Source organism: Methylovulum psychrotolerans (assembly GCF_002209385.1).
GTDB lineage: Bacteria > Pseudomonadota > Gammaproteobacteria > Methylococcales > Methylomonadaceae > Methylovulum > Methylovulum psychrotolerans.
The window spans coordinates 2,865,673-2,891,807 of record NZ_CP022129.1 but is presented as its reverse complement, the minus strand read 5'-3'; the positions used below and the strand labels follow the sequence as shown (position 1 = coordinate 2,891,807).

Below are 26,135 nucleotides of genomic sequence, written 5' to 3'. Positions count from 1 at the left end.
AAAAGCCATTATCTGGTAGTATAACGCTAACTCAAAAGTCAAGTGCAATAACGCCGCCGAAGCGGCATTACACCTTAACTGAACACCTTTCATTAATTCAGGCACGGCGCGGATAAGCCACTAACCGACCGACCGCCAAGCGTTGCCACACTCTCAGGAAGCCGTTGATGACTGATCGCCAACCCCCAGATGAAACCACCCTCACTCCCGAACAATACAGCATTTGCCGTTTAAAAGGCACGGAGCCGCCGTTTACCGGCAAATATGTCGACTGCAAAAAAGTCGGCACTTATCATTGTGTCTGCTGCGGCAACGCCTTGTTTGCCTCGTCTACTAAATATGATTCCGGTTCCGGCTGGCCCAGTTTTTGGGAGGTGCTCAGCCCCGACAGCGTTGCCGAACACAGCGACACCACTTATGGTATGCGCCGTGTCGAAGTCACCTGCGGGCGTTGCGCCGCCCATTTGGGCCACGTCTTTACCGACGGCCCGGCCCCGACCGGGTTGCGTTACTGCATTAACTCTGCGGCACTTAATTTGCAAGAGGCCTTATGAACGCCCATCACCACACCCAAGAACTTTTGGCCTTTATTGATGCCAGCCCCAGCCCTTGGCATGTGGTGGCTAACCTGACCGAACGCTTAGAAAACCTCGGCTTTGTTGCCTTAGACGAAACGGCCCCTTGGCAATTGCGGGCGGGCGGACATTATTATGTCGTCCGTGACGATTCTTCGATCATTTTCTTTGCCTTAGGCGAGCAGCCGCTTGATGACACCGGCTTTAGAATCCTGGGCGCCCACACCGACTCGCCGGGCCTGCGGATCCGCCCTAATGCCGGCAGTTGCTTAGAAGGCTTTGTGCGCTTGGGCGTGGAAATTTATGGCGGGCCGATTCTGGCGACCTTTACCGACCGCGATTTGAGCTTGGCCGGACGGGTCAGCTACAAAACCGCCGACGGGCAAATCGCCAGTGGTTTGTTGCGCTTTGAACAGGCCCTGCTCAGATTACCCAATTTGGCTATCCACTTAAACCGGGGGGTCAACGACGACGGGCTCAAGCTGCAAAAACAAAACGAGCTGCCCTTACTGTTAAGCAAATGGACGGAGGCACAACTGCCGCCGGATTATTTTACCTGCCTGCTCCAAGAACAATTGGACAGTAGCGCCGAACAAATCCTAGCGTGGGATTTGGCGGTCTATGATACCCAGCCCGGCGCGTTTTGGGGGGCTAACCAAGAATTTTATGCCGACAGCCAATTAGACAACCTGGCCTCTTGCCATGCCGGCCTGACTGCTTTCTTGGACGCGAGCGTCTTAGACAGCGGCAATACCGTCGTCTGCGCTTTTTTTGACCATGAAGAAATCGGCAGCGAAAGCCATAAAGGCGCGGCGGGCAGTTTTTTGCCCGATGTCCTCAACCGCATCGCCCTCGCCACCGGCACCTCCCCCGAAGCCTACCACCAAGCCTTGGCGCGTAGCCTGATGGTCAGCGCCGATATGGCGCACGCCTACCACCCTAATTTCCCGTTGGCTTACGAACCCGAACACAAAGCCATTGTCAATAACGGCCCGGTCATTAAGGTTAACGCCAGCCGCCGCTACAGCAGCGAAAGCGGCTCGGAAGCCCTGTTCGCCCATTATTGCCAAGAAGCGGGGGTACCTTACCAATACTATTCCCACCGCTGTGACCTGCCTTGCGGCAGCACCATAGGCCCTATTGCTTCGGCAAAACTGGGCATCCGTTGTGTCGATGTCGGTAATCCTATGTGGGCCATGCACAGCCTCCGCGAAAGCGCAGGGGTACTGGATCACAATTATATGATTTTGGCTCTGAAAAGATTCTTTTGTGGCTAATAATGCAACTATACTTAGAGCACCCCAATTAATTCTATTTGTAGGCCGGCCTTTTGCACCCCCTTTTCTCTTACTGCCACCAGCGTTTGCTAGGTACGATAATAAAAACCGTAAGATCTCCAGTGCTGTGTCTGGTTTTTGGTGGGCTATTATTGTCGCCACCTGTGTGTGCCGATGATGTCGAATATAAAGTTAAGGCAGGTTATCTTTATAATTTCACTAAATTTATCACTTGGCCACCGGACACCTCCGCCAAGTTTAATCTGTGCATCTTTGGCAAAGATCCGTTTGGCGGCCTAATAGACCCTATCCAACAGCACCAAGCGTTCGACAAAGCGATTAAAGTGATCCGTTTAGACAGCGCCGAAGCACTGGTCAGCATCAGCAAATCCACAATATGCCATATTCTCTTTATCAGTTCGGCCATTGAGCATATCCCCGTGCAAGACGCAAAAAATGTTTTAATTGTCGGTGAGAGCGAAAATTTTGCGCTGCAAGGCGGCATGATTGGCTTTGTCAATGAAGATGGCCGGATTAAATTACAAATCAATCGGCAGGCACTAAGGCGTAGCGACTTGAAAGTCAGTGCCAAACTCTTTGAAGTTGCCGACGTTATTGACGGTGATGGCCATGATTAATCAAATCCGCAACTTGTCCATCCACGGCAAACTGCTGCTGACGGTCTTATTCCCTAGTATCATCTCCTTGTTCTTGGCGGGGTTCTTTTTATTGATGCTGGAGACGGTAGAATTTAAAAAAGTCGCCCAGAACGACCTGACCACCTTAGCGACCGTCATCGGCAACCGCAGCACCGCCGCGCTGATGTTCGGCGACCCTGGCTTAGCGGAAGAAAACTTGGCGGCCCTGAATTTCCAACCCGCCGTGCAGGCCGCCTGCGTCTATAACAAACAAGGGCTATTGTTTGCCGATTTTATCAAAGCATCAGAACCTACTGCTTGGCATTGCCCGCCTACCAGTGCCGGGCTATCTAGCCATTATGAGCATAGCCTGCTGTGGGTGACGGAACCCATTACCGATAAAGACGGCCCGCAAGGGAGTATCCTCGTCCATGCCAATTATGCCGAAGCCTACTGGCATAAAATAGAGTTCACCGTCGTGGTGTTTCTCGTTTTGGTGTGCGGTTCGGTCTTGGCGTTCTTTTTGACCGCCCCGTTCATTAAACTGATTGCCTTACCTGTAAAACAGTTGGTGACCACCGTCAAAACCATCAGCGAGACCAAAGACTATTCTTTACGCGCCAACAAGCACTACCAAGATGAACTGGGTTTGCTGGTCGATGCCTTTAACGAACTGATCGATAAGGTGGAGACCCAAAATCAGGCGCTGACCCGCGCCAAAGACCGTTACTTGGCCCTGTACGACGATAACCCCACGATGATTTTTAACCTCAGTGAGCAGGGGCAGATCATGTCGGCCAACCTGACGGGCGCCCATTATTTGGGCGCGGCGGTCAGTGCCTTAGAAGACTGCTCGATTCTGGATTTTGTCCATCCTGCCGATTTGGCGCTGATGCACGAACTGATGCAGCAGTGCCTTACGTCCCCATCCATCGTCCATAAACAAGAGCTCAGGCAAGTTTGCCAAAACGGGCGGATTATTTGGGTCAGGGCCACAGCCCGGTTAGTCGCCTACGATAAGCAGCAGAACAGCCTGCTGTTAGTGTGCGAAGATGTCACCGAAGCCTATAACCTCAGCCAGCAAATCGCCTACCAAGCCAGCCATGATGCCCTAACCGGACTGGCTAACCGCAGTGAATTCGACAAAGCCATCAAAGAAGCCATCGCCTTGGCCCATACCGACAACTCCGAACATGCCTTGTGTTATCTGGACCTTGATCAGTTCAAAATTGTTAACGACACCTGCGGCCACATGGCGGGTGACGAATTGCTCCGGCAACTGAGCGACTTACTGAAAAAACAACTGCGCCGGAACGACTTCATCGCCCGCTTAGGCGGCGACGAATTTGGTGTCCTGATGTATAACTGTAGCGTCGATCAAGCCATTGCCGCCAGCGAGAAAATCCGCGATTTTGTCCGCGACTTTCATTTTGCCTGGGATGACCGACGCTTTTCGGTCGGGGTCAGCATCGGCATCGCCTCCATCACCGACACCAGCGGCAATGCCGTCAACCTGCTGAAAGAAGCCGATGCCGCCTGTTACGCGGCCAAAGACAAGGGCCGTAACCGCGTGCATGTCTACCGCCCTGACGATAAGGAGTTGGCCCTGCGCCACGGCGAAATGCAGTGGGTGCAACGTATCGAACAAGGCTTGGAACAAAACTTGTTTTGCCTGTATGGGCAACCGATTGCCAGTATCGCCCACCGTGATGAAAAACTGCATTTTGAAACCCTGATCAGATACCGCGATACCCAAGGCCTGATTATCCCGCCGGGGGCCTTTTTACCTGCCGCCGAGCGCTATAACCTCGCCCCGCTGATGGACCGCTGGGTCATTAAAAACCTCTTCGAATGGATTGCCACCACCCCCGGCTTTCTTAACCGACTGGCCTTATGCTCAGTCAACTTATCAGGGCTATCCCTCTCGGATGAAACCTTGTTTAAATTTATCCTTGAGCAGTTTGCGGTCTGGGAAATCCCCACCCATAAAATCTGTTTTGAAATCACCGAAACCGCCGCCATCGCCAATCTGACCAGTGCGACCAAATTTATCCAGCAATTGCGTGATAAAGGTTGCTCGTTCTCTTTGGATGATTTTGGCAGCGGCCTATCGTCTTTCGCCTACCTAAAAAATCTGCCGGTGGATTTTTTAAAGATCGACGGCTTATTTGTCAAAGACATTTTGGACGATAAGATAGACCTCGCCATGGTCAAAGCCATTAACGAAGTCGGACAAATGATGGGTAAAAAAACGGTTGCAGAATTTGTTGAGAACGAAAAAATATTTAACTTGCTTAAAGAGTTAGGTGTAGATTATGCTCAAGGCTACGGTATTGGCAAACCAGTGCCTTTGAATGAGTTAAAACTGATAATCCCCTTTTCCATGTGACCGTTAATGAACATCAAGGCCATCACTTCCGCGAGTTTTCTACTGTTTGCTTTTTGCACCAGCCCCAACAAGGTTTGCGCAAAAGCTGAAGTTGACGATTATTTTGCCTTGTCGCCTGCGGAATTGGCCAATATACCTGTCTCCATCGCCACCGGAACCCCTAAGCCTATTTTCCAATCGGCAGCGATCACCAGTGTCATCACTGCCGACCAGATTAAGGCTATGGGTGCTACCGAACTGCATGAAGTGATGGAAACCGTGCCGGGTGTCCATGCCACCTTGAAACCCGGCGATTACGATTATAGCTATAGCATACGCGGCATCAGTAACAGCAATAACTCAGAAGTGCTGATCCTTTTGAACGGCACCCGCATCACTACCCCGTTTGGCGGCTCCCTGATGACCACCACAGAATTGCCGCTGGCCGCCATCCAGCGCGTGGAAGTGATCCGCGGCCCCGGTTCGGCCCTTTATGGGGCGGATGCGTTTGCCGGGGTCATCAATATCATCACCAAAAAAGCCGATGACATTAACGGCACCAAAGTCGGGGTACGGGCCGGCAATTGGGATAGCCAAAACGCTTGGGCGCAACATGGCGGCGAATGGGGCGGTTGGAAAGTCGCCACCAGCCTGCAATACCAACATAGCCAAGGCGATAATGGCCGGATTATCCATCAGGATGTGCAGACCACCTTAGACAATGCCTTTGGCACCCATGCCTCCCTCGCGCCCGGGGCCTTAAGCACCCATAACGAAACCTTAAACGCGCATCTGAACCTAGAACGCAAGCATTGGGACATCGGCTTTTGGACGTTCAATTCGATTAATGACGGCGTAAGGGGCGGCAATGCCTCGGCATTAGACCCTAATGGGCTAGCCAATGGCGAACAATATCTGGGTGATGTGCGTTATTCGACAGAAGATGAATTTACTGACTGGGAGTTTATCGCCCATACCAGTTATCTGCACTCTGATTTTCTCGCGCAACTGCAACTGTTCCCTAATAACGCCCGCCTGCCAATTGGTGCTGACGGCAATATTAATACCACGGATCCGGTGGCATTAATCAATTTTCCTAACGGTGTCAATGCTAACGTTGGCCGGGTGGAGAATATCCCGTCACTGGAGTTTACCTCTATTTACCGTGGCCTGGACAAGCACATCTTACGCGCCAATACGGCTTACCGTTACGAGCAATTTTCTGCAACGGAAAGCAAAAACTTTGGCCCAGGCGTTATCACTAACACCGCGCAAACGGCCATAGACGGGCAATTGACCAACCTCACGGGTACGCCCTATATCTACTTGGCAGATACCAGCCGCTCCGTCGGCTCTTTGGTCGCCCAAGACGAATGGCAAATAGCCCGCGACTGGCAACTGACTTCAGGGGTGCGTTACGACAATTATTCCGATTTTGGCGGCACGGTAAACCCGCGGGTCGCTTTGGTTTGGGATATGACCGAGCAGATGACCAGCAAACTGCTTTATGGACGGGCCTTCCGCGCCCCTAATTTTTCTGAATTGGGCACCCAAAACAATCCTTTTGTCTTGGGTAACAGAAACCTAAAGCCGGAAACCATCAACACCACAGAATTGTCTTTTGACTATCGGCCTTGGTCGGCTTTACGGACAACGGTAAACTTATATTATTACGAAATCAACAATCTGATCTTAGCGGTGGCAAAAAGCGATGCCTCCACCCCGCAATACCAAAACATCGGCAACCAAAACGGCTATGGGTCGGAATTTGAATGGGATTGGCAATTAAGCCAACAATGGCAACTTAAAGGCAACTATGCGTGGCAACATGCCATTAACGAAGCGACCAACCTGCGCGTCACTGGCGTACCTGAGCACCATGTTTACGCCGCTTTGGGTTGGCGATTCTCCCCCCAGTGGCATTTACAACCCCAAATTAACTGGATAGGCGGCAGGACTAGCGCCATAGGCGATTTCCGCCCGCTGAACGATTACGAAACGGTGGACTTGACCCTGCGCGGTAAAAAGCTATTGAAACACCTTAACTTTTCCGCCTCCTTGCGCAATGCGTTTGGCGTACACCCGCTCGAACCCGCCGTTTCATCGTTCCCACAAAACTTGCCTTTAGCAGGCCGGAGCTTTTATTTTGAGGCTTCTATTGATTTTTAAATGTTTAGGCTATCCCTAAAGCTTGTCTTAAAAATTAACGCATTGTTATTGCGTAGCCCTTCCTAAGGTTTTCTGCCTACACACAGTATGATATTAACGGCGGCAAAATACACCCCTTCGGCATCTGCTTGGGCTTGGCTGCTCCGCCATTGCTGAAGCTCTTCCGGGCTAAGCAGGCCGGCTTCGAGCATGGCCTGTTCGTTCCTATCCGCCTGTATCGACAAACGCAGGAAGGCATTGCTAGTGACCGTAACGGGAAAGGTTTGGACACGGATGTCCGTTAAGCCTTGTTGCTTAAACAAACGGTTCAAGGTGCGGCCTGAATAACCGTTATTCAACGCCGGTGACGCCGCATAACGGGCTATCCGCCGTTCTATGTCGGTGTCCTCGCTATCAATAGAGAAACTCCCCCAGTCGGGATCGATAATAACCACCCAACCTTGGGGCTTGGTTACCCTCACCAGTTCGGACAAGGCCTGTGTAGGTTCCGGTAAATGCTGGAAAACCCGCTCACTGCGTGCAGAATCAAAATAATTGTCTGCAAACGGCAAAGCCATTGCATCGGCTTGCTCATGCCTGACCCAAGTAGCAACCCCCGCCTGTTCGGCACGTTGCTGGGCGTGTACCAGCATATCGGCATCATAATCAACCCCGACCACCAGCCCTTCCCTACCGACAAGCGAAGCGAGCGGAATGGTGTCGGTACCTGGCCCGCAACCTAAATCAAAAACCTTATGGCTTGGTTGGATATCCATAGCGGCATAGCTGGATTGCTTGATGTCTCCGAGCAATTCGGCAATTTTATCGAGGGCATCGCTATCTATATAGCCTTTCGGTAAGGGCATTATCTATCCTTTTTAATATTAACAATAAGTAATCCCTTCGCTTAAAGCGCGGTGATTTTAAAATAATAACATAAGTAGTTTGAAAAGTCTGGCGAATTCGTATTATAAGTGCATAGAAAGCATCGCCATTCCGGCATACCCTCAGGCGCATAAAGGGATTGCCGACATGACGGGGAGTTATAGACCTTATATTCATTAATGGTAAAGAAACCGCAAAACCCCTATAAGGTTAGGCTTTAAAATGATGGGCTTTACCCCATTCAAAAGCCTTCAAGGCACCTCGCAGACAAAACATCCCCTGCCTATAATATTAGCTGCAATCGCCCTATTTACAATAGAATCTTTCCAAACAATCTGCCTGCCACATCCTGCCATACGTTTAGTTATTTTATTGTAACCGCACAATCCTCCGCATTGAACTTGTCCGGCTTCCCATGCACCAATACCTTACTGCCATTGTTTAGTTTGCTTAAGTCACCGCCAGTGGTATAACAATCACTAAAACCTTAAGGGAAATCACCATGAATTTTACGCTGGAACACCATAACGGCTGTCAGGTCTTGTCCGTCCAAGAGGAACGGATTGACGCGCATAATTCTATCGCCTTAAAAACCGAGCTGTTACAGCAGCTTGAGCAAGGCGGCGGGACGCTGATAGTGCAATTGGCGCAGGTGCGCTTTATCGATAGCTCCGGTTTGGGGGCGTTATTATCGGGCCATAAACAGGCGGCGCTGCACGGCGGCAAATTGGTATTGGTCAACATTCAGCCGCCGGTATTGTCGATGTTTGAAATCACCCGCCTAAACCGGGTGTTTGAAATTTACACCGACCTTGACGAAGCGCTTACCGCGCAAGCCTAGCCCTTACTTTGGAGAAATGCGATGAGTCCGGCGATTATTCAGGTCGATGTCATTATCCCGACCCAAACCCGTTATTTGGATCTGATCGGCAGTATCGGCGGACATATCGCCAAAGAATTGGACAATTATACGGGCGACCGGACGGCGCTGGCCTACCACCTTAACCTGGTCTTGACCGAAGCGACGGCCAACGCCATTAAGCACGCCCATGATAAAAATAGCCAAGAGCTTAAAGACACTAAAGAGGCCAAGGATACGGTCAGGATTTGTATCCACATCGAAGACAAGCAACTGACCATTAAGGTCTATGACCATGGTCAAGGCTTTGATTTGGAAACGGTGGCGGCACCTGATTTCGACAACCCCCAAGACCACGGCATGGGCTTGTTTTTTATTAAAACCTTTATGGACTCGGTCACTTATACCCAACAGGCCGACGGTAACGTGCTGGAGATAATTAAATTTTTATGAATACGGACGCACTCTCATTAGCTTGGCATCAGCACTTTCAGCACTTGGCGGCACGCGCCTTGGGGTCGGCCACGGCGGCGCGGCTTAGCCAAACCTACCCGCCCTTATTGGGCGGCGACTATCAGGCCTTGGTATCGCCGCGTTTCGCACTGCAAGATATGCTGCATCTGGAACGCTTAGCGGACGACGAAGCCCACAGCGTCAGCCTGTTACGGCCTTGCCAAAACGTCGGCGAGTTTCGGCTGCATTTTTACAGCCAGCAAGAACGCTTTTTGGATGAATATATCCCGCTGTTAGAACATGTCGGCTTGCGGGTGCTGGATCAGGTGCAGTTTAAGGTGGTAATGGACGCTAAGCTGTTTTTTATCAAAAGTTTTACCATTAAGGCCGCGCGTGGGCAACAGGCGGATTTTAGGCTGTTGCGGCCCCGGCTGTTGGCCTGTTTGCAGGCGGTGATGGACGGCAAGATTGAGAACGACCCCCTCAATAAACTGTGTGTGCTGACCGGACTGGCCTGGCAGGATATTGACCTGCTCCGCGCCTACCGCAACTACTTCTTGCAGCTCGACCACCACACCAGCCGCACCAGCGTTAACCATGCCTTGATTAATAATGCCAGTGTGGCGCATAGCCTGTTCAATTATTTTGAGGCGCGGTTCCGCCCCAATCCGGCTTGGCAATCCGCCATGCGCCGTGAAGAGTTGGCCCTGTTCCCTTTGCGTTTGCAGTTGCTGAAAAGCCTCCAAGCGGTGGCGGACATGAACGATGACCGCATTTTGCGGACACTGTTTAATCTGCTGGATTCGACTATGCGCAGTAACTTCCATGTCCGCCGCCAGTTAGACGATTATTTTATTGCTTTTAAGGTTAATAGCTTAGGCGTGATTGATATGCCCATGCCGAAGCCGCAATATGAAATTTATGTCCATGCCGTCGATATGGAGGGCATCCATTTGCGCGGCGGCAAAATCTCACGCGGCGGCATCCGCTGGTCGGATCGCCAGGATGATTTCCGCACCGAAATTTTAGGCCTGATGCAAACCCAAATCAGCAAGAACGCGCTGATTATCCCGACCGGAGCCAAGGGCGGCTTTGTCGTGAAAAAGAACGGCGGCAAGCTGGATGTGAAAGCGGCGGGGAAAAAAGCTTACCTTAAACTGATGCACGGCCTGTTGGATTTGACCGACAATTATGTGGACGGGCAAATCGTCGCCCCGCCCAACCTGGTCACTTATGACGACCCCGACCCTTATCTGGTGGTGGCGGCGGATAAAGGCACAGCGCAATTTTCCGATATTGCCAACGGTGTCGCCGCCGACTACCATTTCTGGTTGGGCGATGCCTTCGCTAGCGGCGGCTCCTACGGCTACGACCACAAAGCCTTAGGCATTACCGCACGGGGTGCATGGGAATGCGTCAAACGGCATTTCCGGGAACTTGGCAAAGACATCCAACAAGAAGCCTTTACGGTGGTCGGTATCGGCAGTATGGACGGCGATGTGTTTGGCAACGGCATGTTATTGTCGCCGCATATCCGTTTATTGGCGGCGTTCAGTGGCCAGCATATTTTTATCGACCCGAACCCTCCCACTGACGGCAGTGCCTTTAACGAGCGCCAACGCCTGTTTGACTTGCCCGGCTCAACCTGGGATTGCTATAACCGTGGCCTGATTTCCGCAGGCGGCGGCGTGTATGCGCGGGCGGATAAGGACATTCCCATCTCCCCCGCCGTGCGCGAGTGGCTGGGCTTGCGCTATAAGGTCTTGGACGGCGAAGCCCTGATCCGCGCCTTATTGGCGGCACGGGTGGATTTGTTATGGCTGGGCGGCATCGGTACTTACGTTAAGGCCAGCAGCGAAAAGACCGAGGAAGTCGGCGACCGCAGCAATGATAATGTCCGTATTAACGCCTGTGATTTACAGGCAGCGGTGGTCGGCGAAGGCGCGAATTTAGGCTTTACCCAAAAGGCGCGGATTGAATTTGCCTTGCGCGGCGGGCGCATCAATACCGATGCCGTGGACAATTCGGCGGGGGTGGACACCTCCGACCATGAGGTCAATTTAAAAATCCTTCTGACGGGCTTGCAGAAAAAAGCCGTCATCAACGATTATCAAGCCTTATTCACCGATATGACCGAAGCGGTTTGCCATCTGGTCTTAGCCAACAATATCGGCCAAAGCGGCTGCCTGTCGTTGGAGCAACTGCGCGGGGCAGGGGCTATCGAAGCTTATCTGCATCTGGCCGAACGCTTGGAAGCGGCGGGCTTCCTCGATAAGGCGGTCGAGTCGTTCCCGCCCAATAAGGTCTTGTTGCAACGCCCCGGACAAAGCCTCACCCGCCCCGAATGGGCAGTGCTGCTGGCGGCCAGCAAACGCTATCTGACATGGCGCATCCACCAGCAAGCCGAGTTGCTCAACGACGAATGCTGCGGCTGTTATTTGCAGGGGTATTTTCCGGCGCAATTGTCCGGGCATTACGCCGCCCATTTGCGCAACCACCCCTTAGCCAAAGAGATTAAGGCGACGATGATCAGCAATAAGATCATCAACCAAGCAGGTTGTGGCTTTTTAAACCTCACCGCCGAAGCCGACAATGTCCTGGAGGCGGTAGCTTGTTATTTGAGTTTTGACCGGATCTTCAACGCCGATGCCTTACGCGCCGCCATTGCCGCCCTGGATAATCATATTCCCACGGCCAGCCAATACGCCTTATGGCTGCAACTGGAAACCACCCTGCTGACCGCCTGCCAATGGACGTTGGCAACTCAGCCCTTACGCCCCGACAGCGCCACCATCAGCCGCTACCGTGGCTATCTGCAAGACTATTTTGACTGCCTACGGCAACAGCCGCCGCCAGTGTTAGTGCAATTGCGCCAAACCTATTTGCAACAAGGCATTCCCGCCGATTTGGCGGAAGCCATCGCCCTGTTGGCCTGTCTGGATGATTTCCCCTTACTGGTCGCCCTAGCGGACAACCAAGCTATCAGCGTGATGCTGCAACGCTACAATGACACCGCCGAGTATTTGGGCGTTAGCAAGATGCTCGAACGCCTAGCGGGCGTACCCTGCCACGATGCGTGGGAGCGCACTGTCGCCACCGACCTGAAAGCCGAACTGAAACAGACGGTCGGCAGGCTGAGCCAAACCATCCAAGCCAGCCCGGCCTCCAGTTGCGCCGGCTATTTCGCCCTAGCCGCCAACACACCTTTATTGGAAAAGTATCGGCGGGTTTATCAAGAAGTCAGCAACGCCCCACCGCTGGATTTATTGCCGCTGGTGGTGTTGGCTAAGGCCTTGGCGAAATTGGTGGCAGGGTGAGGTCAGGGCCATCATGGCGCGTAGAACCATGATGGCTTTGCGGTTACAGATATTATCCGTTCTCAACCCTCACTTAGGGATGGGCATCTTGCCCGCGCTTGCGGAGAGAAAAAACCTCCCCGCAACAGGACTTAGGTTTATGTAAGCGGGCCTTAAACCACCATAAAATCCGCCGCCGTCATCGCCAAGCCTTTGCCCAGCAATGCGACCAACACCGCTGCGCCCGCGCCGCTGCCGTCGGCATCATAAAACAGGCCGCCGGACACGGTGTTGTAGAGGATATGGTCGGTGCTGTCCACAACAGTGCCGTTGCCAATGATTTTAAATTCCGCCGCCGTTAATGCGCCCGTACCCGTCAGGGCGGTGAAGACGCTGTGGTTGAAGCGTAGGGTGTCGTCGGCGACGTTAAAGTCGGTGATGGTGTCTTTATTGGCCGCACCTAAGGCGCTGCCAAAGACAAAGGTGTCTTGGCCTAAGCCGCCTTGCAGCACGTCACTACCCAAGCCGCCGTCCAGCACGTCGTTGCCCGCACCGCCCAACAAGGTGTTGTTGTTGGCATCGCCCGTCAGGGTGTCGTTATAGGCACTGCCGTTGACGACTTCAATGCCGCTTAGGGTATCCACGCCCTCCCCGCCCGTATTTTGCGCCGCTGTTATCGCCAAGTCGACGGTCACGCCCGCCGTCGCGCCGTAGTATTGGGCAATATCGATGCCATTACCGCCGTTAAGAGTGTCGTCACCCGCCCCGCCCACCAAGCTGTCGTTGCCGTCATTGCCATTGAGGGTGTCGTTACCGACATATCCAAACAAGGTGTTATCGGCGGCATTACCCGTCAGGACGTTATCCAGTTGGTTACCGATAGCCGTCTGCGCTCCAGTCAATAAAATGAGGTTTTCCAATGCGTAATGATCAGAAGTCTGTAGGTTGAAATTCACCGAACTATAGACGCTATCATTACCCCTATTGCTGTCTTCATAAATAGAGTCTAACGCACTGTCTACCCAGTAAGTGTCATCTCCGTACTCACCCTGCATCGTGTCGTTGCCTGCGCCGCCATTCAAGACATCATCGCCATACCCACCATATAAGGCATCGTTGCCATCCCCGCCGTTTAGGGTGTCGTTGCCGGCACCACCCAATAACACATCATTACCCGCTAAGCCATTTAGCGTGTCATCGCTGTCGTCATAGCCGCGCAAAGTGTCATTGCCCGCCGTCGCATGTAACACTTTTGGCTCAATGTCGGCCCAAGCCCACAGTGTGCCGTCGCTAAATTGGAACTGCTCCTGATGGTAGTTATTGCTATAAAAATAATCACTGAGAACCAAGCTGTTACTATTGCCAAAACCCAGTATCAAATCGTTATTCACACGGCTGACAGAAGCAATATCGGCAGCAACCCTATCGGTAAACTTAACCACATCGTGGCCGCTATAGCTGAAAATAATATCTTGCCCGTCATTTTTGGCAATGAGATAGGTGTCGTCACCATAGCCGCCATCCATCGTGTCGTTGCCTGTACCGCCATTCAAGCTATCGTTGCCAGACCCGCCATTCAGGGTATCGTTGCCCGCTCCGCCATTTAGGGTGTCGTTACCGTTATCGCCCAGCAAACGGTCATTGCCCGCCAAACCGTCCAAGGTATTATTTTGCCCGGCATAACCATAAAGGACATCATTCCACGCTGTACCTTGCAATACTTTAGCGTTCACGGCCGCCACATCCCAAACAATGCCATCACTAAACTGGAATTGGCCGATACCGGGCGCAGCATAATAAAAATCGGTGACCGTCACTTGGTTGCCGCCGCCATAATTCAACACCAAATCATAGCTAACGCGGCTTACCCGCACGAGGTCAGTAGTAGCGACATCGGTGAACTTCAGCACATTGCCGCTGCCATAATCGCTAATCGTATCTTGGCCATCATGTTTGGCGATCAAATAGGTATCATCGCCTGCATCACCCGATAAGTGATCATTACCCTGACCGCCATTAAGACTATCATTGCCGTTCCCGCCGGACAGATAATCGTTACCCGCACCACCCTTCAGGGTATCATTGCCGGCAAAGCCCATCAGCGAATCATTGCCCGCCAAGCCGTCCAACACGTCGTCGCTATCGCTATAGCCGTATATCGTGTCATCGCCAGCGGTCTGCTGGATCACTTTAGTTTTTACAGTCGCCCAATCCCACACCACCCCGTCACTAAACTGGATTTTCTCGATACGAAAATCCTCTGTGATGCTAGCGGCGTAGTAATAAAAACTCACCGTCAATTGACCGCCATTACCATAGTTTAGTTGCAAATCAGTGCCATAGTAGCCCACTCTGCTGACGTGGCTAATGTCTGCGGCGACCATATCGGTAAATTGGACGGTATCGTTACCGCCAGTGTCGACAAGCGTGTCTTGGCCGTCGTTTTTGGCAATGAGAAACGTGTCATCCCCCAAGCCGCCAGTTAGGTAATCATTACCTAAACCGCCGTTTAAGGTATCGTTGCCGTCCCCGCCGTCCAACCAATCATTACCTAAACCGCCGTCCAAGGTATCATTGCCGTCCCCACCATACAACCCATCGTTACCCAGCCCGCCAATCAGGCTATCGTTACCGCCATAACCGCTTAAACTGTCATTGCCTGCCAAACCGTTCAGCGTGTCGTCGCTGCCATCAGCGCCTAATAAAGAGTCATTACCGGCAGTGGCTGGGGGCAGAGTTTTGGCTTTGATGTCTTCCCACCCCCAAACCGTGCCGTCGCTAAACTGGAAATGTTCGGTACGGTCATTTAACGCAAAAGGATTTACAAAATACCTTTGAATCGTCAATTGGCTGTTACTGCCATATTTGAGCAGCAAACTGGCGCTTGAGCTACCTACCCGGCTGACTTGGGTGATGTCGGCGGCGGTCATATCGGTAAATTTGACGGTATAGTTACCGTTAGGATCAGCAAGCGTATCCTGGCCATCATTTTTGGCGATCAAATAGGTGTTATGGTTGCCATACCCGCCATTCAGGGTATCATTACCCAAGCCGCCGTTCAGGGTATCATTACCGCCCTCACCGATGAGGGTATCATTACCCGCCAAACCGTTCAGCGTGTCGTTGCTGTCATCATAGCCATATAAAGTGTCATTACCGCTGGTAGGTATCTGGATGATCTGCGCCTTGACATCTGTCCAACCCCACACCACACCGTCGCTGAAGCGGAACTGTTCAATAAGCGCGTTTACCAAAGAAAAATAATCTGTTAGGGTCAATTGGCCCCCTGGATAGGCCAATAACAAATCATTACCATTATTGATGCGGCTGACTTGGCTAATGTCGGTGCTGGCGACATCGCTAAATTGGACGGTATCGTTGTCTTTTTGAGGCACGCCGTTAGAGTCTATGGCACTATAATCTAAGATAGTGTCTTGGCCGTCATTTTTGGCGATCAGGTAAGTGTCGTCACCAGACCCGCCTTCCAAATAATCATTGCCCTGCCCGCCGTTCAGCGTGTCGTTGCCGCCATAGCCATGCAGCGCATCATTGCCCGCCAAGCCGTTCAGCGTGTCGTTGCTGTCATCATAACCGTATAAATCGTCATTACCGCTGGTAGGGGTCTGGACTATTTTTGCTTTGATGTCCGCCCAGCCCCAAACGGTTCCGTCACTAAACTTGAATTTCTCGATACTGCCGTATGCGGACCAAAAATAATACCCGATTGTCAATATGCCATTAACGCCATAAGTCAACACCAAATCGGCACCGTAATTCGTCCGGCTAACCCCCGTAATGTCGGCGGCGGCAAGGTCGGTAAACTTGAGCGCATCAGTACCCCAGTCATCCGAAATAAGCGCTCCTAAGCTATTTTTACTGATTAGGTATGTGTCGTTACCCAACCCGCCATAGAGATAATCAAAATCCGTTCCGCCATTCAAAACGTCATTACCCGCTCCGCCAGTCAGCGTATCATTGCCCGCACCGCCGTTCAGAATGTCGTTACCATCCCCACCAGACAGGGTGTCGTCACCGCCAAAGCCATTAATCTCATCATCGCCCGTCGTGCCTGTATAATAATTGCTACTGTTATCGCCGTTATAAATCGCCATTTGCCTTTCACCGTGAGGTTTGCCGTTAGAAAAAACCAACTACTATGGCAATAAATATAGACTATATTGATGACAATGGCGAGAAACGGCTTTATCAACGGGGTGCTTTTATCCGCCGCCCCCAAAAAACAACAGGGGCGGCCCCGTTAGAAGCCGCCCCTGTTAGGCCATAACAACATCTGGTGTTTTTACCCTGCGCACCGGGCTGATTGGCACAAACCCTAGGCCACCATAAAATCCGCCGCCGTCATCGCCAAGCCTTTGCCTAACAGCGCGACCAGCACCGCCGCGCCCGCGCCGCTGCCGTCGGCATCGTAAAATAGGCCGCCGGACACGGTGTTGTAGAGGACACGGTCGGTGCTGTCCGCGACGCTACCGTTACCGATGACGTTAAATTCCGCCGCCGCCAACGCGCCCGTACCCGTCAGGGCGGTAAAGACGCTGTGGTCTAAGCGGATAGCATCGTCGGTGACGCTAAAGTCGGTGATAACATCTTTATTACCCGCGCCTAAGGCACTGCCAAAAACAAAAGTGTCTTGGCCTAAGCCGCCTTTCAGCACATCGGCGCCCAAACCGCCGTCCAGCACGTCGTTACCCGCACCGCCCAGTAAGGTGTTGTTGTTGGCATCGCCCATCAGGGTGTCGTTATAGGCGCTGCCGTTGACAACTTCAATATCGCTTAGGGTATCCACCCCCGCGCCGCCCGTGCCTTGCGCGGTTGTTATCGCCAAGTTGACGGTCACGCCCGCCGTGGCGGTGTAGTATTGGGCAATGTCGATACCATTACCGCCAAGCAAAATATCAGTGCCCGCCCCGCCCATCAGACTGTCGTTGCCGTCATTACCATAGAGGGTGTCGTTGCCGTCGCCGCCAAACAAATTATTATTATTGGCGTTACCCGTTAAGGCATTGTCCAACTGGTTACCGACCGCCGTTTTCGCTGCCGTCGCACCTGCCAGTAAGCTAAGGTTCTCCACATTGAACACCCCCGCCCCCGATAAACTAAAGTCCACCGAACTGAAGATGCTGTCGTTACCTTGGTTAGCATATTCAAACACGACATCTAAGGGGCTATCGACCCAATAAGTATCATCGCCTGTGCCGCCGTACATCGTATCATCGCCTATGCCGCCGTCCAGAGTATCGTTGCCGCCGTAGCCGATCAAGGTATCATTGCCCGCCAAACCGTTCAGGACATTGTTGCTGTCATCGCCGACCAAAAAATCATTACCGTCCGTCGCCTGTAAAACTTTCGCCTTAATGTCGTCCGAACCCCATACCGTCCCGTCGCTGAATTGGAATTGCTCGATACGGTAGCTGTCCTTATAAAAATAAGCCCCGACCGTTAGATGGCTACCGTTACCGTAGGCAAATACCAAATTATTATAGGGATCGCGGCTCACGGTAACGTCTGCTGCGGTGACATCCGTAAATTTGACAGTATCCATACCGCCGCCGTAATCACCCAGCCCATCTTGCCCGTCGTTACTGGCGAACAGATAAGTGTCATCCCCTGACCCGCCATTCAGTATATCATTGCCCGTCCCGCCATTCAGTATATCGTTGCCTGTATCGCCATTCAGCGTATCATTACCCGCCCCGCCATTCAGGGTGTCATTGCCGTCACCGCCATACAGCCAGTCGCCGCCGTCATCGCCGTTCAGGCTATCGTCGCCGCCAAAACCGAACAACAGATCGGCACCGGCCAGTCCGCTTAACGTGTCGTTGCCGTCATAGCCATACAGGGCATCATCGCCCGCCGTCGCCTGCAACACTTTGTCCTTAATGTCATCCCAACCCCACACCGTCCCGTCACTAAACTGGATTTGTTCGACGCGGTAAGAGGCCGAGGCAAAATAATCCGCTAACCGCACTTCGTTGCCGCCACCATAACCCAGCAGCAAATCGTTGAAATTGGTGCGGCTGACCGTGGTCAGGTCGGCGACCGTCACATTGGTGAACTTAAGGACATCGGTGCCGCCATAATCGCTCAGCCAATCCGACCCGTCGGTTTTAGCGATCAGATAAGTGTCGTCACCCAAGCCGCCGTCCATATTATCATTGCCCGCACCGCCTTTCAGCGTGTCGTTACCGCCATAGCCATACAGCGAATCAGTGCCCGCCAAGCCATTCAGCGTGTCGTTGCTGTCGTCATAGCCATATAAAAAGTCATCGCCGCTAGTGGGGGTTTGGTGGATATGCGCCTTAATATCCGTCCAACTCCACACCACCCCATCACTAAACTTAAATTGCTCAATGCGGGAGTCGGCCGAGCCAAAATAACTCCAAACCGTCAACTGGCTGACACTACCGCTATAATTCAGTTGTAAATTATAACCGCCGTTCGTCCGGCTGACGCTAACGCTTGTAGACGCGACATCGCTGAACGTGACGGTATCCGTACCGCCATCATCAATAATCGCATCCGTACCGTCATAAGGGGCGAACAGATAGGTGTCGTTACCCAACCCGCCATTCAGATAATCATTGCCTATCCCACCGCTGAGCATGTCATTGCCGCCGTTTCCATACAGCGTATCATTACCACCATAGCCATAAAGACTATCGTCCGCATTCGAGGCGAAAAAATAATCACCATAGATACTACCGACATAAGTTGCCATTGTTTACCGCCTTAGCTTGTGTGCTGAAAAAAACCAATACCCGAAACTAGAGTGTAAACCGTACAAAAACGTAAAACGAGTAAATATGTCACAAGCGGATAAAAATTTTGCCGTTTTTTAACAGTGGGTTAGCAGTGGGCTAAAAATAACCACGGCAAGTCTTATCGTAAAGCCGTCTGCTTCTGGGAGTGCGGGCAAGATGCCCGCGCTCCAAAGCGCGTAGCCTTTAGCGGTTGTCTGAATTATTTCTTTCCCCCCTTTCTTCATCCATACCCGCCTTATTGCCATTCCCATCCACCCCAGCTTTCAAACTGCCATACAAAAACAAAGTGGTGGTTTGCCGCGCCCAAGCCTCAATTTCAGCCTCGTCAGGGGTCGGGGCTAAACCGAGTTGGAGTTTTTGGAAGCGTTCGCTACGGAACGCCCCTAAAAAATAATCGGCCAGCACTTGCGGGTCGGTGCCGAGAAAATGCCCCGCCTGCTGTTGGCGGGCAAAAAATTGCGCCAAATGCACTTGGGTGCGTCCTGGCCCTTGCTCATAAAACTGGGTGGCGAGATCGGGGAAACGCAAGGCTTCGCCTAACAGGATGGTGCGTAGACGCACGGCATCGGGCCTAGTGATACCGTATAGAAAGTGTTTGGCGAAATCGAGCAAGGCCGCTTCCGGCTGGCCTTCCAAGACATTGTTCTCCGCCAAGACCGTCACAAAACGGTCGCTACAGCGCTTGATCACCGCCCCGAACAGCCCGGCCTTACCGCCGAACTGGCTGTAAATCGTCCGCATCGACACCCTGGCCTCTTTGGCGACGGTTTCCAAGCACAGGTTGCCATAGCCATATTCAAGAAAAAGTTGGGAGGCGCTGTCCACTAACCTGTCCCGACTGAGAGTTTCTTCGCCCTTACGCGGCCTTCCGCATTTAATCATTGTGTTATTTGCCTGCTAAATGAAATATCCCCTCACTTCGTATCCGAGGCTTTTCAAATTATGAATTTTAAGGCCTACGGCGTTCAGATATAGATTTTATCTGAAATTAAATGGTAATATGTATTATCATTTAATCTGACTTGACCCTGGGGTGCAAACAGGATGAAAAAACACACTTGCTGGCTGGCCGTACTGGCAGTGGCGCTGCTCAGTGCCTGCAATAACAAGGCGGAACCCGGCAAAGCCCCCCAAGCAGCGCCCCCCACTGTCAAAATCGCCCAACCTTTAGCACAAACCGTCACCGAATGGGACGAATTTACTGGCCATATTGAAGCGGTCGGGGCGGTTGATGTGCGGGCGCGGGTCAGCGGCTATCTGGAAAAGGTCAACTTCACCGCCGGGACTAAAGTAAAAAAAGGCGACCTGCTGTTTGTCATCGACCCTAAGCCCTACCAAGCGCAGTTAAATTATGCTGAAGCCGAGCGGGAACGGGCGCAAGCGCGGTGGGAGCAGGCGCAAAACGATTGGCGACGTGCCGAGCGGCTATTCCAGGCCAAAGCCATCGCCACGGAAGAGTATGATACGCGCCGCACCGGCCTGCATGAGGCTGCCGCTGCGGTCAAGTCGGCGGAAGCCAATGTCTATACGGCGCGGATTAATCTGGACTACACCCAAGTCTATGCGCCGATAGATGGGCGGATTGGCCGCGAACTGGTGACGGTAGGCAATCTGGTCAGCGGGGACGGAACCGATGCAACGCGCTTAACGTTTATGGTCTCCACCGATCCGGTGTATCTGTATGCCGATGCCGATGAGCGTTCGGCGCTGAAATACCGGCGATTGCTCGCCCAAGGCGGCATGGCTATCGGGCAAATGCTGCTGCAACTGGCGGTCGCCGATGAGACCGGTTACCCCCATCAGGGCAAGCTCGATTACTTGGCCCCGCGTGCAGACAGTGCGACCGGTACAGTGAGCTTGCGCGGCGTATTCGCCAACCCGGACGGCTTGCTCAGCCCCGGTTTTTTCGCGCGGCTGCGGGTGCGCGGCAGTCTGCCTTACCCGGCACTGTTATTGCCCGATAAGGCCATCGCCACCGATCAGGCGCAACGCTTTGTTTGGGTCATCAATGCCGCCAACCAAACCGAGTACCGCAAAGTCGGGCTGGGTACGGCTATCGGCCAAACGCGGGTCATCACCGACGGCTTACAGCCCGGCGATTGGGTGGTGGTCGAAGGCTTGCAAAAACTCAAGCCCGGCATCACCGTCACACCGGAACGCACCGCCATCCCGGCCAACCAGACGGGGCAATAAGCCATGAACCGATTCGCCCACTTTTTTATTGACCGCCCCATTTTCGCGGCGGTGTTATCCATCCTCATCTTGTTGGTCGGCGGCTTGGCCTTGCTTGCCTTGCCGATCGCGCAATATCCTGAAATCGCCCCGCCTACGGTGGTCATCAGCGCCAGCTATTCCGGGGCCAACGCCCAAGTGGTCGCCGAAACGGTGGCGACCCCTATCGAGCAGGAGGTGAACGGGGTCGAAGATATGTTGTACATGTCTTCGCAGTCGACCAATAACGGCAATATGGTGCTGACCATCACCTTCAAATCCGGGACTAATCTGGATAAAGCCCAAGTGCTGGTGCAAAACCGGGTCGCCTTGGCTGAACCGCGCTTGCCCGAAGAAGTCCGGCGGCAAGGCATCAGCGTCAAAAAACGCAGCCCCGATTTAAGCTTGGTCGTAAACCTGCTCTCCCCCGATAAACGCTACGACAGCATTTATATGAGCAATTACGCCTTGCTGCAAATCAAGGACACACTGGCGCGGTTGCCGGGGGTAGGCGATATTCTGGTGTTTGGGGCGCGTGATTACAGTATGCGCCTGTGGCTGAACCCCGAACAGATCGCCACCCGCAGCCTGACCGCCAGCGATGTGGTCAACGCTATCCGCGAACAGAATGTCCAAGTGGCGGCGGGCGTGGTCGGCCAGCAACCGACACCCCAAGACGCGGATTTCCAATACACGGTCAGTACCCTAGGGCGGCTGATGCAGCCTGAACAATTTGCTGATATTGTCATCAAACAAGGCGCGGACGGGCAAGTGACCCGCCTGAAAGATGTCGCCCGTATTGAACTGGCCGCTAAGGATTACAACTCCGGGCTGTTTTTGGACGGCGAGCCTAGCGTCGGTTTGGCGATCTTCCAGTTGCCCGGCTCCAACGCGCTGGACACCAAAAAAGCCGTGGTGGAAGCGATGGAACACCTAAAAACCCGCTTCCCCGAAGGTTTGGACTATAACATGGTCTATGACACCGTGGTGTTCGTGCAGCAATCTATCGACGCGGTGATCAAGACCTTGTTTGAAGCCCTGTTGCTGGTGGTGCTGGTCGTGGTGGTGTTCCTGCAAAATTGGCGGGCGACCTTAATCCCCTTGCTCGCCGTGCCGGTGTCGCTAATCGGCACTTTCGCGGTCATGGCGGCACTGGGCCTGTCATTAAACACCTTATCGTTATTCGGTTTGGTACTGGCCATCGGCATTGTCGTCGATGACGCGATTGTCGTGGTCGAAAACGTCGAGCGCCATATCGCCGAAGGCTTGTCGCCGCGCGACGCGACCCGCTTGGCGATGGACGAGGTGGTCGGCCCCATTATCGCCACCGCCTTGGTACTGGCCGCCGTGTTTGTGCCGACCGCCTTCATCACCGGGGTTTCCGGGGCGTTCTACAAACAATTTGCCCTGACCATCGCCGTGTCCACGGCCATCTCCGCCTTCAACTCACTGACCTTAAGCCCGGCCTTATGCGCCTTAATGCTCGGCGGCCACGGCGAAAAAGATAAGCTGACGCGGCTGATTGATGGCCTGTTCGGCTGGTTTTTTCGTGGCTTTAACCGCTGTTTCGACTGGTTCGGCACCGGCTACACGCGCTTGGTCGGCAGGCTGATCCGCATGGCGACCGTGGTGCTGGTGCTGTATCTGGGGCTGAACGGCCTAAATTTCGTGGCCTTTGATAAAGTGCCGACTGGCTTTATCCCGCAACAAGACCAAGGCTATTTGATTTTGTATGCGCAATTGCCCGATGCCGCTTCGTTAGGCCGTACCCAAGCCGTCGTCCAACAGGCCTCGCGCATTATCCTCGATACCGAGGGGGTCAAACATGTCAACGCCTACGCCGGGTTTTCGATTTTGAGCGGCTCCAGCCAATCCAATGTCGCCACGCTGTTTGCCCGCTTGGACAGTTTCGACAACCGCGCCAGCCACCCTGAGCTGCACGCCAATGCCGTCATCAAAAAGCTCCAGCAACGCCTCGCGGCGGTTGAAGGTGCGACTATCGCCGTGTTTGCGCCGCCGCCGATCCGGGGCATGGGGTCGGTGGGCGGCTTCAAGCTGCAAATCCAAGACCGGACCAATGCCGGGATTGCCGCACTACAACGCACCAATGCCGAACTGGTCAGCAAAGGCAACCAACAACCGGGCTTAGTCGGCTTGTTCACCACCTTCCGCACCAGCGTGCCGCAGTTGTTTGTCGATGTTGACCGTACCCGCGTCAAGGCGATGGGCGTACCGCTGTCAGACGTGTTCGACACCTTGCAAATTTATCTCGGCTCGCTGTACGTCAACGACTTTAACCAATTCGGGCGCACCTACCAAGTGGTGGCGCAAGCCGACGCGCCCTTCCGCATGAAACCCGAAGACATCACCCAACTGAAGACCCGCAACAGCCAAGGCGGCATGGTGCCGCTAAGTTCGCTGGTTAACGTGGAGGAAATCACCGGGCCGGATAAAATCACCCGCTACAATATGTATCCGGCCGCCGAAATCAACGGCAGCACCTTACCCGATGTCAGTTCCGGCCAAGCCATCACGATGATGAATCAGCTCATGGCTACCGAGTTGCCGCCCGGCTTCGATTTTGAATGGACCGAGCTGAGCCTGCAACAGGTGTTGGCGGGCAATGTCGCCTTATTGGTGTTCCCGCTCAGCGTCATTTTCGTATTTTTGGCCTTGGCGGCACAGTACGAAAGCTGGTCATTACCGTTTGCGGTGATCCTGATCGTGCCGATGTGCATCCTGTCGTCAATGGCGGGTCTCTGGATCAGCAATATGGACAATAACATCTTCACCCAAATCGGCTTCATCGTTTTGGTGGGGCTAGCCAGCAAGAATGCGATTTTGATCGTCGAATTCGCCAAGCAACGCCAAGAAAGTGGCCTCGACCGCTTCCAAGCCGTGCTGGAAGCCTCGCGTATCCGCCTGCGGCCTATTCTGATGACCTCCTTCGCGTTCATCATGGGGGTGTTTCCGCTGGTGGTCGCCGAAGGTGCGGGGGCGGAATCGCGGCGGCTGTTAGGCACTGCCGTATTCAGCGGCATGTTGGGCGTGACCTTATTCGGCCTGTTACTCACCCCGGTCTTTTATGTCGTGGTACAAGCCATCGCCCAGCGCTTACGGCCACCCGCCCAACCCTCCCCTGCCGAGGTGATACCATGAGAGCGCCGACACGCTTCACCTTAACCCAAGCCGCCCGCCTGATCGGCGCGGCGGTTGGCTGCGCAGGTCTACTGAGCGCGTGTGCGGTCGGCCCTGATTATAAAGCCCCCGCCACTGCCACGCCGGGCAACTTCACCCAGAGCACACACCCCGAATTCTCGGCGCAAAACGTCGATTTCGCTTGGTGGCAATTGTTCCATGATAAAGAGTTGACCGAATTGGTCAGGCAAACGCTACAGCATAACTATGACCTGCAAACGGCCCGCGCCAACCTGCGCGAAGCACGGGTGCTGTATATCGAAGCGGGCTTAAACCTAGCGCCGACCGTGACCGCCCACGCCAATTATACCGAGCAAAAACGCAGTATCAGCGCCCTGAATAACCGCAATTTCGTGCCGCGCGAACTGAAACTGTACAATTCCGGTTTTGATGCCTTTTGGGAACTCGACTTATTTGGCCGCGTCCGCCGCGATGTCGAGGCCAGCAATGACGAAACCCAAGCCCAAGAAGCCACCCTGCGCGACCTCAGCGTCAGCCTGATCGCCGAAGTCGCCAGAAATTATTTTGAACTGCGCGGCTTGCAGAACCAATTGGCGGTCATCGAGAAAAACATCGCCAACCAAACCGAAACAGCGGCAATCACCACCGCCAAATTCGAGCTGGGGCGCGGCACCGAACTGGACACTACCCGTGCGCAAGCCCAACTCGATGCCACCCGCGCCACCGTGCCGCCGCTGCAAAGCAGCATTGACCAAGCCATACACCGGCTGGGCGTACTGACCGGACAATTGCCCGGCGCGTTAATCGGCAAACTGTCGCAACCCGTGCCGTTACCCGCCATCCCAAAAACCATCCGTATCGGTAGCCCAACCGACCTACTGCGCCGCCGACCCGACATCCGTCTGGCGGAACGGACTTTAGCCGCCTCCACCGCGCGGATCGGGGTCGCCACCGCCGACTTGTTCCCGCGCGTGAGCTTTGTCGGCTCTATCGCCCTGGAAGGCTACAATATGTCCAGCTTCACGGGCGCAGGCTCCGATTCCTATTCCATAGGCCCGAAAATCAGTTGGGCGGCGTTCGATTTAGGCCGCGTCTACGCCCGCATCAAAGCCGCCGATGCCCACGCCGAAGCCAGCCTCGCCCAGTACCAGCAAACGGTCTTAAACGCCTTGGAAGAAACCGAAAACACCTTAGTCGCCTATAACAAACAACGGACGCGGCAAGCCTGGCTGGTCTCGGCGGCACAAGCCAGCAAAAAAGCCCGCGACTTGGCGCGGCTGCGTTATCAGGAAGGGATAGCCGATTTTTTGACCGTACTGGATAGCGAACAACGCCTGTTACAAGATGAAAACCAACGCGCCCAAGGCGAAACCAACACCGCAACGGCCTTGGTCGCCTTGTATAAAGCCTTGGGCGGTGGCTGGGAAATGGCTAGCGCGGAAGAGAAAAAACCTTGATGTTATAAAGCGGCCAATTGGCAACGATTC

15 protein-coding genes are annotated in these 26,135 nt (G+C 53.6%); 11 read left to right on the top strand and 4 right to left on the bottom strand.

The window, feature by feature from the left end; all coding sequences use genetic code 11:
* The first annotated feature begins 167 nt into the window (after nucleotides 1-167).
* From msrB to CEK71_RS13085, 5 genes are all read left to right on the top strand, one after another.
* Nucleotides 168-554 (top strand): peptide-methionine (R)-S-oxide reductase MsrB, encoded by a 387-nt coding sequence (msrB, locus tag CEK71_RS13105; RefSeq protein ID WP_088619804.1) that lies wholly within the window; start codon nucleotides 168-170, stop codon nucleotides 552-554.
* Nucleotides 551-1,852, top strand: coding sequence for a M18 family aminopeptidase (locus CEK71_RS13100; RefSeq protein WP_088619803.1), 1,302 nt, complete (start codon nucleotides 551-553; stop codon nucleotides 1,850-1,852). The genes msrB and CEK71_RS13100 overlap by 4 nt, the downstream gene beginning before the upstream one ends.
* Nucleotides 1,853-1,974: 122 nt before the next feature.
* A complete protein-coding gene (locus CEK71_RS13095; protein ID WP_157679220.1) occupies nucleotides 1,975-2,490 on the top strand; it encodes a YfiR family protein in 516 nt (171 codons plus the stop codon).
* Nucleotides 2,483-4,879, top strand: a complete 2,397-nt coding sequence (locus CEK71_RS13090) for an EAL domain-containing protein (RefSeq protein ID WP_088621612.1) — start codon at nucleotides 2,483-2,485, stop codon at nucleotides 4,877-4,879. The genes CEK71_RS13095 and CEK71_RS13090 overlap by 8 nt, the downstream gene beginning before the upstream one ends.
* Nucleotides 4,880-4,885: 6 nt before the next feature.
* Nucleotides 4,886-7,027 (top strand): TonB-dependent receptor plug domain-containing protein, encoded by a 2,142-nt coding sequence (locus CEK71_RS13085; RefSeq protein ID WP_088619801.1) that lies wholly within the window; start codon nucleotides 4,886-4,888, stop codon nucleotides 7,025-7,027.
* Nucleotides 7,028-7,089: 62 nt separating this feature from the next.
* Here the strand turns inward: CEK71_RS13085 and CEK71_RS13080 are convergent, their stop codons facing one another.
* Nucleotides 7,090-7,872: a methyltransferase domain-containing protein gene (locus CEK71_RS13080; protein WP_088619800.1), complete on the bottom strand. Its 783-nt coding sequence runs from the start codon at nucleotides 7,870-7,872 to the stop codon at nucleotides 7,090-7,092.
* Between the two features lie 521 nt (nucleotides 7,873-8,393).
* Between CEK71_RS13080 and CEK71_RS13075 the strand changes: the two genes are divergently transcribed.
* Genes CEK71_RS13075 through CEK71_RS13065 form a run of 3 tightly spaced genes read left to right on the top strand, consistent with a single transcriptional unit; the run spans nucleotide 8,394 to nucleotide 12,520 of the window.
* Entirely contained in the window at nucleotides 8,394-8,732 is a 339-nt protein-coding gene (locus tag CEK71_RS13075) for an STAS domain-containing protein (protein ID WP_088619799.1), read from the top strand.
* Nucleotides 8,733-8,753: 21 nt separating this feature from the next.
* A complete protein-coding gene (locus CEK71_RS13070) occupies nucleotides 8,754-9,203 on the top strand; it encodes an ATP-binding protein (RefSeq protein WP_088619798.1) in 450 nt (149 codons plus the stop codon).
* Entirely contained in the window at nucleotides 9,200-12,520 is a 3,321-nt protein-coding gene (locus tag CEK71_RS13065; protein ID WP_088619797.1) for an NAD-glutamate dehydrogenase domain-containing protein, read from the top strand. The genes CEK71_RS13070 and CEK71_RS13065 overlap by 4 nt, the downstream gene beginning before the upstream one ends.
* A gap of 152 nt (nucleotides 12,521-12,672) precedes the next feature.
* Here the strand turns inward: CEK71_RS13065 and CEK71_RS13060 are convergent, their stop codons facing one another.
* The 3 genes from CEK71_RS13060 to CEK71_RS13050 all read right to left on the bottom strand — a co-directional run bounded on the left by CEK71_RS13060 (nucleotide 12,673) and on the right by CEK71_RS13050 (nucleotide 20,160).
* A complete protein-coding gene (locus tag CEK71_RS13060; RefSeq protein ID WP_088619796.1) occupies nucleotides 12,673-16,611 on the bottom strand; it encodes a beta strand repeat-containing protein in 3,939 nt (1,312 codons plus the stop codon).
* 221 nt (nucleotides 16,612-16,832) lie between these two features.
* On the bottom strand, nucleotides 16,833-19,235 hold the full coding sequence (locus tag CEK71_RS13055) for a calcium-binding protein (RefSeq protein WP_088619795.1): 2,403 nt from the start codon (nucleotides 19,233-19,235) through the stop codon (nucleotides 16,833-16,835).
* 226 nt (nucleotides 19,236-19,461) lie between these two features.
* Nucleotides 19,462-20,160 (bottom strand): TetR/AcrR family transcriptional regulator, encoded by a 699-nt coding sequence (locus CEK71_RS13050; protein WP_088619794.1) that lies wholly within the window; start codon nucleotides 20,158-20,160, stop codon nucleotides 19,462-19,464.
* A gap of 162 nt (nucleotides 20,161-20,322) precedes the next feature.
* Between CEK71_RS13050 and CEK71_RS13045 the strand changes: the two genes are divergently transcribed.
* From CEK71_RS13045 to CEK71_RS13035, 3 genes are read left to right on the top strand one after another with little or no spacing between them, the layout of a single operon-like run.
* Entirely contained in the window at nucleotides 20,323-21,471 is a 1,149-nt protein-coding gene (locus CEK71_RS13045; RefSeq protein WP_088619793.1) for an efflux RND transporter periplasmic adaptor subunit, read from the top strand.
* Nucleotides 21,472-21,474: 3 nt separating this feature from the next.
* On the top strand, nucleotides 21,475-24,648 hold the full coding sequence (locus tag CEK71_RS13040) for an efflux RND transporter permease subunit (RefSeq protein ID WP_088619792.1): 3,174 nt from the start codon (nucleotides 21,475-21,477) through the stop codon (nucleotides 24,646-24,648).
* A complete protein-coding gene (locus CEK71_RS13035; RefSeq protein ID WP_088619791.1) occupies nucleotides 24,645-26,105 on the top strand; it encodes an efflux transporter outer membrane subunit in 1,461 nt (486 codons plus the stop codon). Before CEK71_RS13040 ends, CEK71_RS13035 begins: the two co-directional genes overlap by 4 nt.
* The last annotated feature ends 30 nt before the right edge of the window (nucleotides 26,106-26,135 follow it).

Coding starts and splice junctions, on each gene's coding strand:
- CEK71_RS13045 (WP_088619793.1), top strand. CDS start 20,323: ATGAAAAAACACACTTGCTGGCTGGCCGTACTGGCAGTGGCGCTGCTC.
- msrB (WP_088619804.1), top strand. CDS start 168: ATGACTGATCGCCAACCCCCAGATGAAACCACCCTCACTCCCGAACAA.
- CEK71_RS13100 (WP_088619803.1), top strand. CDS start 551: ATGAACGCCCATCACCACACCCAAGAACTTTTGGCCTTTATTGATGCC.
- CEK71_RS13090 (WP_088621612.1), top strand. CDS start 2,483: ATGATTAATCAAATCCGCAACTTGTCCATCCACGGCAAACTGCTGCTG.
- CEK71_RS13060 (WP_088619796.1), bottom strand. CDS start 16,611: ATGGCGATTTATAACGGCGATAACAGTAGCAATTATTATACAGGCACG.
- CEK71_RS13080 (WP_088619800.1), bottom strand. CDS start 7,872: ATGCCCTTACCGAAAGGCTATATAGATAGCGATGCCCTCGATAAAATT.
- CEK71_RS13065 (WP_088619797.1), top strand. CDS start 9,200: ATGAATACGGACGCACTCTCATTAGCTTGGCATCAGCACTTTCAGCAC.
- CEK71_RS13050 (WP_088619794.1), bottom strand. CDS start 20,160: ATGATTAAATGCGGAAGGCCGCGTAAGGGCGAAGAAACTCTCAGTCGG.
- CEK71_RS13075 (WP_088619799.1), top strand. CDS start 8,394: ATGAATTTTACGCTGGAACACCATAACGGCTGTCAGGTCTTGTCCGTC.
- CEK71_RS13070 (WP_088619798.1), top strand. CDS start 8,754: ATGAGTCCGGCGATTATTCAGGTCGATGTCATTATCCCGACCCAAACC.
- CEK71_RS13055 (WP_088619795.1), bottom strand. CDS start 19,235: ATGGCAACTTATGTCGGTAGTATCTATGGTGATTATTTTTTCGCCTCG.
- CEK71_RS13035 (WP_088619791.1), top strand. CDS start 24,645: ATGAGAGCGCCGACACGCTTCACCTTAACCCAAGCCGCCCGCCTGATC.
- CEK71_RS13085 (WP_088619801.1), top strand. CDS start 4,886: ATGAACATCAAGGCCATCACTTCCGCGAGTTTTCTACTGTTTGCTTTT.
- CEK71_RS13040 (WP_088619792.1), top strand. CDS start 21,475: ATGAACCGATTCGCCCACTTTTTTATTGACCGCCCCATTTTCGCGGCG.